This is a genomic window from Streptomyces sp. NPDC048277 (assembly GCF_040652235.1).
In the GTDB taxonomy this organism is placed as follows: Bacteria; Actinomycetota; Actinomycetes; order Streptomycetales; family Streptomycetaceae; genus Streptomyces.
Window position 1 is genome coordinate 47360 of the sequence record NZ_JBEZLQ010000044.1, and the last position, 8548, is coordinate 55907.

The following is an 8548-nucleotide window of genomic DNA, read 5'->3' on the forward strand; positions in this document are numbered from 1 at the left end:
GCTCCGCCTGCCCAGCACTTCGTCCTTCCTTCAGCAGGAGACTGACCTTGAAGTCCTACGGCCCCGATTCCGTACTGCGCGATGTGCTGCGCAATGACCAGGCCGCAGCTGTGGTCCACAAGTATCTGCCCGGCATCGAGGAGGACTGGTCGCGCGTCCAGTTCCTGCGCGGCACCCTGCGCCAGGTGACAGGTTTCGCGCTGCCCACCCGCATCGATCCCGCGGCGTGCGAGGCACTGTTCGCGGAGTTGGCGTCCGTGCCGGTGGCCCCGGCCGTCGAGCCGGTTCCGGAGGAGCAGGTTCCCACCCCGTCCTCGGGCTATGAGGCCACGAACGTGGCAGCGGGCAGCGCTCACACGGTGTTCGAGGAGAGCGTGCCCAAGTGGCGCGTCTTCGAGCTGGAGTTGCACGGGCCTTCACACGGCAACCCCTTCACCGACGTGGACCTGAGTGCCGAATTCCGTTGCGGGGAGCGGACGGTGACGGCCCACGGCTTCTACGACGGTGACGGCGTCTACCGTGTCCGGCTGATGCCGGACGAGGAGGGCACCTGGTCGTTCCGTACCGGCAGCAACGCCCGTTCGCTCTCCGGGATTTCGGGCACCTTCCACTGCGCGCCCGCCGCCCCGGCGGACCACGGACCGGTCCGCGTCCACGACCGTTTCCACTTCCGGTACGCCGACGGTACCCGGTACCTGCCGCTGGGCACGACCTCGTACGCGTGGACGCACCAGAGCGAGGCGCTGGAGAAGCAGACGCTGCAGTCGCTCGCCGACGGCCCGTTCAACAAGATCCGGATGTGCGTCTTCCCGAAGTCGTACATCCACAACACCGAGGAGCCCGAGCGCTACCCGTACACGGGCTCGCCCGAGGACGGCTGGGACTTCTCGCGCTTCGACCCCGGCTTCTTCCGTCACCTGGAGGACCGGATCGAGCGGTTGGGGCAGCTGGGCATCGAGGCCGACCTCATCCTGTTCCACCCGTACGACCGCTGGGGCTTCTCCGACATGGGCCCAGCCGCCGACGAGCGCTATCTGCGGTACGTGGTCGCACGTCTCGCCGCGCACCGCAATGTGTGGTGGTCGCTGGCGAACGAGTACGACCTGGTGTGGTCCAAGGACGCCGACCACTGGCACCGCGCGGCGGCCGTGATCCGCGAGACCGACCCGCACGCGCACCTGATCGGCAACCACAACTGCGTCGACCTGTACGACAATTCGGCGGAGTGGGTCACCCACTCCAGCATCCAGCGGCCCCCGGAGCGCACCGCGCAGTGGCGTGAGGAGTGGGCCAAGCCGGTCACCCTGGACGAGATGGGTTACGAGGGCGACGTCGAGTGGGGCTGGGGCAATCTCACGCCCCAGGAGATGGTGCGGCGCTGCTGGGAAGGTGTGGTGCGCGGCGGTTACGTCACGCACGGCGAGTGCTTCCTCGACGGCGAGAACGACGTGCTTTGGTGGTCCAAGGGCGGTCTACTGAGGGGTGAGAGCAGCCCGCGGCTCGCATTCCTGCGCACGGTGATGGAGCAGACGCCGGCCGACGCCGGCGGCATCGATCCGCTCCCGTCGGACTTCGACTTCCCCACCGGTGGTGTCGCGGGCCGCTACCTCCTCACGTACTTCGGCCTGGGACAGCCGGGCGTGCGCACCTTCTTCCTGCCCGCGGGGCAGCGTTGGAGCGTCGAGGTCATCGACACCTGGAACATGACGATCACCGAGGTACCGGGCTCGTACGAGGGCACCGTCACGGTGACGCTGCCCGGCCGCCCCTACCTGGCGGTACGGCTGAGGGCACTGGAGGAGGACACCGCCTGAGCGCGTCTTCACACCGTCCAGGCATCGACGAACTGTCGTAGTTCGGCGCGGAAGTCCACGGGCGTCGCACCGAGCAGCCACTGCAGCTGAAGCCCGTCGAGCAGCGCGATGAGCATGCGGGCGAGGGCAGCCGGATCGGCGCCGGGGCGCAGTACGCCCCGGCGCCGCAGGCCCTCGAACGACGCGGTCGCCCGGGCGACGCTGCGCCCGTAGCGCTCCTTGAAGTAGGCGTGCGCCGGGTGCCGCGGGTCGGTGGCCTCGGCGGACAGGACGCAGTGCAGGGCGGCGGATGTCCGGTTCTGCAGGATGTAGTCGACCGTCTGCAACAGGCGTTCGAGCAGCGGAAGTTCATCGTAGTCGGAGCTCCGGGCCGGGGACCGGTCATCCCAGCGGCGCAACACCGCGATCAGGATGTCCTGCTTCCCCGGGAAGTGGTGCATCAGCCCCGGCTGGCTGATGCCCACGCCTTCGGCGATCTCTTTCATCGTCGTGGCCCGGTAGCCGTTGGCGGCGAAGAGCTGCAGGGCCACGTCGAGGATGTGCTCGACGCGCCCGGCCGTCTTCGCGTACGGGCCGCGCCTGGCCGCCGTACCGCTCGTACTCGCACGTCCACTCGCGTTCCCGTTCATGTCGAAAACCTTAACAGTCTTCGGGATTCGGGTTACTCTGCCACCGTTCAATACCTAAATGCTTTTAACTTTTGGTGGTGTGGCTCATGTTCGACCCTCAAGCCGTGGCCGCTCTCCTGACCCTGGACGAGAAGGCCGCCCTAGTCGCCGGCGACACGGTCTGGACGACGGCCGCCGTGGAACGGTTGGAAGTCCCCGCTCTCGTCCTGACCGACGGACCGCACGGTGTGCGCCGGCTGGCGGAGGACGCCGACCCCGGCGATCTCTACAACTGCCGCCCTGCTACGGCCTTCCCGACGGCGGCGGCCATGGGGTCGTCCTGGGACACCGAGTTGTTGGAGGAGATCGGCGAGGCCCTGGCTGCCGAGAGCCGCGCGCTGGGAGTCGACGTGCTGCTCGGCCCCGGCCTCAACATCAAGCGCACTCCGTTGTGCGGACGCAACTTCGAGTACTTCTCCGAGGATCCGGTGTTGTCCGGCCACTTGGCCGCCGCCTGGGTACGCGGACTGCAACAGAGCGGAGTGGGCGCCTCACTCAAGCACTTCGCGGCCAACAACCAGGAGACCAATCGGATGCGGGTCAACGCCGAGGTCGACGAGCGCACCCTGCGGGAGATCTACCTGCCGGCGTTCGAGTACGCCGTTCGGAACTCCGCACCAGCCACCGTGATGGCCGCCTACAACGCCCTCAACGGCGTGCCCGCCGCCCAGAACCGCTGGCTGCTCACCGAGGTGCTGCGAGAGGAATGGGGCTTCGACGGCTTCGTCGTCTCGGACTGGGGTGCCGTCGCCGACCCTGCGGCCGCGATCCCGGCAGGGCTCGATCTGAGGATGCCGGGCACCGGTGACCGCGGCGCGGCGGAGCTCGCTGCCCTGGTCAAGGAGGGAACGCTCGACGAAGCCGACCTCGACCGGGCCGCCGAACGGATCCTGCGAGTCGCCGCCGACCTCTACGCACGGCGCACCACCGGCGTGCCCGCGGTGGACCACGAGCACCACCGTCAGCTGACCCGCCGCGCGGCCGCGGAATCGGCCGTCCTGCTCACCAACGAGGAGGCGTTCCTGCCCCTGGACGCCTCGCGAGGCGGCGGACTCGCGGTGCTCGGCGAGTTCGCCCGCACCCCGCGCTTCCAGGGCGGCGGCAGCTCACACGTACAACCGACCCGACTGGAAACAGCGCTGGAGGAGCTGACCCGGGCGGTCGACGGCCGACGTGACATCACATTCGCCCCGGGGTTCCGCCTCGACAGCTCCCCGTCCCCGGAGCTGATCGACGAGGCCGTGGCCGCCGCCCAGAACGCCGACGACGTCGTCGTCTTCCTCGGCCTACCGGAGGCGGCGGAGTCCGAGGGCTTCGACCGTACGTGCCTCGACCTGCCCGACGTCCAGCTCGACCTGCTGCGCGCCGTCGCCGCCGTCAACCCGCGCATCGCCGTCGTGCTCAGCAACGGAGGCGTCGTCGTCACCCATGAGATCGAGGAACTCGCCCGTTCCGTCCTGGAGTTGTGGCTCGGCGGACAGGCGTCCGGCGGCGCAGCGGCCGATGTGCTGCTCGGCCGGGCCGAACCGGGCGGCCGCCTGGCCGAGACGATCCCGCTGGCGTTGTCCCACACCCCCGCGCACATCAACTTCCCTGGCACACCCGAGCGGGTGCTGTACGGCGAGCGCCTCTACGTCGGGTACCGCTGGTACGACAAGACGGCCCGCGACGTCGGCCATCCCTTCGGCCACGGCCTCTCCTACACGACCTTCGCGTACACGGACTTGGCCGTGCGGGTGCCCGACCCCCGCCGCAACGCGGCCGTCGTCGCGTTCACGCTGACCAACACCGGGCAACGGACCGGCAGCGAGGTCGCCCAGGTCTACGTCACCGATGTCGAGGCGTCCGTTGACCGGCCCGAGCGGGAACTCAAGGCGTTCCGGAAAGTCCGCCTCGCTCCCGGCGAGAGCCGCCGGGTCGAACTGTCCCTCGACGAGCGGGACTTCGCGTTCTGGGACGAGCGGCGCCGCGCCTGGACGGTCGAGCCTGGGACCTTCCGCATTTCGGCGGGTGCCTCCTCCCGCGACCTGAGGCTCACCGCCGTCGTCGATCTCTCCGTGGCACCCCCGGAACTCCCTCTGACGCTCGACTCGGCGGTGGAGGAGTGGATCAACCGTCCGCAGGCTCGCGCGGCACTGCGGCGTGTCCTCGCCGCCGTCTCCCGTCCTGGCGCCCGCGACTTCGACAACGACGAGACTGGGCTCCTGCTGATGGGTTCCATGCCGCTGCGCCGGATGCTGGCCCTCGGTATGCCCGACGTGTCCCCGCAAGCTCTCGCCGACCTACTCGCAGCCGCCAACGGCGGTGCGTGACCGCGACGCGCGGTCACGCCCACACGGCCCGTGTGCCACTCCCCATGCCCGACAGCGCGGGCATCCGCCTTCGTCAGATCAAGAGGTCACCGTGGCCGTCATCCCCGGCCCGGCACCCGCCGGGGCCCCCTACGAATCATCGGCCGCCCAGGCGCACGCGTCCGACGAACCGCACGCCCCGGCCGGCACCGCCTATGTCTGGCTGCTGACCATCGCCCAGTTGGGCGTGTACATGGCCCTGGTCACCCCACTCGGGCTGTCCCTGTCGATCCAGGTGTCACGCCTGGCACCCCATCACGAGGAATATCTCGGCTACGTGACGGGCGTGGGGGGCCTCGTGGCCGTCGTGGTCCCGCCGGTGGTCGGTCGCCTCAGCGACCGTACCCGTAGCCGGCTCGGCCGCCGCCGTCCCTATCTGGCCGCGGCGACGGTCGTGGGGGGCGCCGCCCTCGTCGTGCTGGCCGAGGCCCCCGACCTCTTGGTCCTCGGCCTCGGCTGGGCCATGGCCCAGCTCGGCTGGGGCACCGTAGTGGTGCTGCTGCTGGCCTCCCAGGCGGACCGGCTGCCGACGGATCAGCGGGGCAAGGTGTCGGGCCTGGTAGGCGTGGTCATCCAACTCGCCCCCGTCCTCGGTGTCCTGATCGCCGGCAGCCTGCCGGACAACAACCTCCTGCTGTTCCTCGCACCCGGAGTGCTCGGCGTGCTGGGCATGGCTCTCTTCGTCGGCTGTCTGCGTGAGCCGGACCACCACGCGACGCGGCCGGTGGGCGAGCGACTCTCCCGGAAATCACTGGTCGCCGCCTACATGTTCAGCCCGCGGGAGAATCCCGACTTCGCGTGGAACTGGCTCGGCAAGTTCCTGGTCATGTTCGGCCTCAGCCTGACCTCGACGTTCACGGCCTTCTTCCTGGCGGACCGGCAGCACGTGAGCGTGCACGACGTCGCCCGCACGGTCGCCGCCCTCTCCGGCGGCAGCATCGTGTGCGCGATAGCGGGCGCGGCCGTCGGCGGCCTTCTCTCTGACCGTCTGCGCAAGCGGCGCATCTTCACACTGGTCGGTGCCTGCGCCTTCGCCGCGGGTTCGTTGGTAATGGCGCTGGCGCCGAGTGTTCCGGTCATCTTCGCCGGAGCGCTGCTCAGCAACCTCGGCGTCGGCCTGTTCTCGGCCGTCGACCAGGCACTGGCCCTCGACGTCCTACCCGACCGGGACACCGACGCCGGCCGCTACACCGGCATCTACAACTTCGCCACCATGGTCCCGCAGGCAACTGCACCTCTGATCGCGCCGCTGATCCTCTCCCTCGGCGCTGACGACGGAGACAAGGACTACACGCTCCTCTATCTCGTCGCCGCCGCGTTCACCCTCGCCGGGGGCCTCGTTGTGATGCGGCGCGTCAAGTCCGTCCGCTGACGCCCGTCCCTGCCGAACGCCCGGCATCACCCCGAATCCGTCGAGCCGAGGAAGGAATCATGACCATACCGAGCACTTCCAGAGGCCACGGCGGGAGCGCACACCACCGGATAGGCATCACGGACGTGGCGCGTGAAGCCGGTGTCTCGCTCGGCACCGTCTCCAACGTGCTCAACCGTCCGGAGATCGTCTCGGAGACGACCCGGACGCGGGTCCTGACCGTCATCGACACCTTGGGATACGTACGGGCCGAAGGAGCCAGCAAACTGCGCGGCTGGGCGTCCCGCGTGCTCGCCGTCATGGTCCTCGACCTCGCCAACCCCTTCTGCGCGGCTCTCGCCTCCGGCGTCGAGCAGGCCGCTCACGAAGCCGGCCTCGGCGTCACGGTGTGCACCGGCGCCCGGGACCCCGCAGAGGCCGCACGCCACATGGCGCTGATGTCCTCACACCAGATTCGCGGAGCCGTACTGTCCTCCGGCGAAGGGATCGGAAAGACCGTATCGGCGTTCCGCCGGAACGCCATTCCCTTCGTCATCGCCGACCAGAACGCCCCACAACCCTCCGCATGTTCCGTCGGAATCGACGACATCTCCGGAAGCCGGGCAGCCGTACGACACCTGCTCCAACAGGGCCACCGCTCCATCGCGTACGTCAGCGGTCCCGACCGTCTTCAGCAGGTGCGGGACCGGCGCCGGGGAGTGGTCAGCGCCGTCGACCGAGCCGCGCTCCCAGCAGCGAGTCTGCGGGAACTGCCCTGTCACGACCTGACCGTCTCGGCCGGCAGGGACGCCGGGGACCGCATCCTGGGTCTGCGGCAGCGGCCCACGGCCGTCTTCTGCGCCAACGACCTGCTCGCCCTCGGGGTGATGCAGGCGCTGTACGAGGCCGGACTGCGCGTTCCCGAGGACATCGCGATCGTGGGTTACGACGACATCGAATTCGCGGCCTCCGCCGTCGTACCGCTCACCTCGGTACGCCGGCCCGCAGCCGTGATGGGGCTGCGTGCCGGTCGGCTGCTGATCGAGGAGACGGCGCACGGGGCACAGCACGAGCACACGCACACGGTTCTGCAACCGGAACTGGTGGTGCGCCGCTCGACCACGGGAACGCCCCGGCAGGACAGCCGCCGCTGAGCGACGGCGCCGAGGACGTCGAGAGCCCTGCCCGACATTCCGCTGACAGCCGGTGCGGTGGGGATGCCGTCGCGGGTGCTGTCGGCTCGTCGTCGGTCACCGTCTCCGAGGAGACGTGGCTCAGCTCGCGGTTCCGGGCGTCGGCCCATGCCCCCGATGACGGCACCGACTGCCCGTCGGGCCTCGCACGGTGGCACTCGGGTCCCTTGTGTCCCCGAGTCCATGCCTGATACTCAAGTCCCAACGTTGATACAACGTCTCATGTTTGACATAGAATTCCATCAAGGAGCGAGCCGGGATGGCAGACATCAACGCGGGCCTGTCCCTTGCGGGCAAGGTCGCGATCGTGACAGGGGCGGGGCAAGGGCTCGGCCGGGACATCGCGCTCGCCATGGCACGGGCGGGCGCGCAGGTGGCCGTCGTGGATCTGAACCCGGAGACGGCGCAGAGGGTCGCCGCCGAACTCGGCGAGAACGGGAAGGCGGGCATCGCGATCACGTGTGACGTCAGTCGGCGGGACCAGGTCCGGGCGGCGGTGGAGCGCACGGTGTCCGAGTGGGGCGGCATCGACATTCTCGTCAACAACGCCCACAACCTCCGCGTCGTTCAGGCCCGTTTCATGGACACCGACGACGAGCACCTGCTGCGGCACCTGAACAGCGGCCTCTTCGGCACCTACTACTTCCTCCAGGAGTCCTACGAGCACCTGAAGGCGCGCGGGGGCCGGGTCGTCAACCTCGGTTCGGGTGCGGGTGTCTCCGGCCGCCAGGAGCACTTCTCGTACGCCGCCACCAAGGAGGCCATCCGCGCCACGACACGGGTGGTCGCCCGGGAATGGGGGCCCGAGGGCATCCGGGTCAACACCATCTGCCCCGCCGCCTACGACACACCCGCCATGAAGCGGTTCCTGTCGAACGCGGACGACGAGCAGACCGCTGCCATGACGGCCCAGATCCCACTCGCCCGTTTCGGGGGCGGTGACGAGGTGGCTTCCGTGGCGGTGTTCCTGGCCAGTGACGCCTCCTCCTACATGACGGGGCACACACTCATGGTCGACGGCGGAGCAACGATGGACGCCGGTCGCTGAGCCCGTTCTCCAGGCCCTCGCACCGGATTCGGGACGGATGTCGTACCGGTGAGGCGTCCGTCAGGGTGCGGGACCGGCCTGCCCGCCGGGATCGAGCACGTCGAGGGAGAGACGGAAGGTCAT

At 69.4% G+C, this 8548-nt stretch carries 6 protein-coding genes; 5 read left to right on the forward strand and 1 reads right to left on the reverse strand.

The genetic code is table 11. The features are described 5' to 3' along the window. Positions 1 to 47: 47 nt before the first annotated feature. Positions 48 to 1814, forward strand: a complete 1767-nt coding sequence (locus AB0D85_RS49340; RefSeq protein ID WP_362337244.1) for a DUF5605 domain-containing protein — start codon at positions 48 to 50, stop codon at positions 1812 to 1814. 8 nt (positions 1815 to 1822) lie between these two features. Here AB0D85_RS49340 and AB0D85_RS49345 read toward each other — a convergent pair whose 3' ends face one another. Next, on the reverse strand, positions 1823 to 2443 hold the full coding sequence (locus AB0D85_RS49345; RefSeq protein WP_362337247.1) for a TetR/AcrR family transcriptional regulator: 621 nt from the start codon (positions 2441 to 2443) through the stop codon (positions 1823 to 1825). 86 nt (positions 2444 to 2529) lie between these two features. On the opposite strand from AB0D85_RS49345, the gene AB0D85_RS49350 reads away from it, so the two are divergent. The 4 genes from AB0D85_RS49350 (at position 2530) to AB0D85_RS49365 (ending at position 8425) form a co-directional block, all read left to right on the forward strand. Next, entirely contained in the window at positions 2530 to 4794 is a 2265-nt protein-coding gene (locus AB0D85_RS49350; RefSeq protein ID WP_362337250.1) for a glycoside hydrolase family 3 N-terminal domain-containing protein, read from the forward strand. A gap of 91 nt (positions 4795 to 4885) precedes the next feature. After that, positions 4886 to 6205: an MFS transporter gene (locus AB0D85_RS49355; RefSeq protein ID WP_362337253.1), complete on the forward strand. Its 1320-nt coding sequence runs from the start codon at positions 4886 to 4888 to the stop codon at positions 6203 to 6205. A 59-nt stretch (positions 6206 to 6264) separates the two neighbouring features. Beyond that, positions 6265 to 7338 (forward strand): LacI family DNA-binding transcriptional regulator, encoded by a 1074-nt coding sequence (locus tag AB0D85_RS49360; protein ID WP_362337256.1) that lies wholly within the window; start codon positions 6265 to 6267, stop codon positions 7336 to 7338. Between the two features lie 298 nt (positions 7339 to 7636). Further along, positions 7637 to 8425 (forward strand): glucose 1-dehydrogenase, encoded by a 789-nt coding sequence (locus AB0D85_RS49365; RefSeq protein ID WP_362337259.1) that lies wholly within the window; start codon positions 7637 to 7639, stop codon positions 8423 to 8425. Positions 8426 to 8548: the final 123 nt, after the last annotated feature.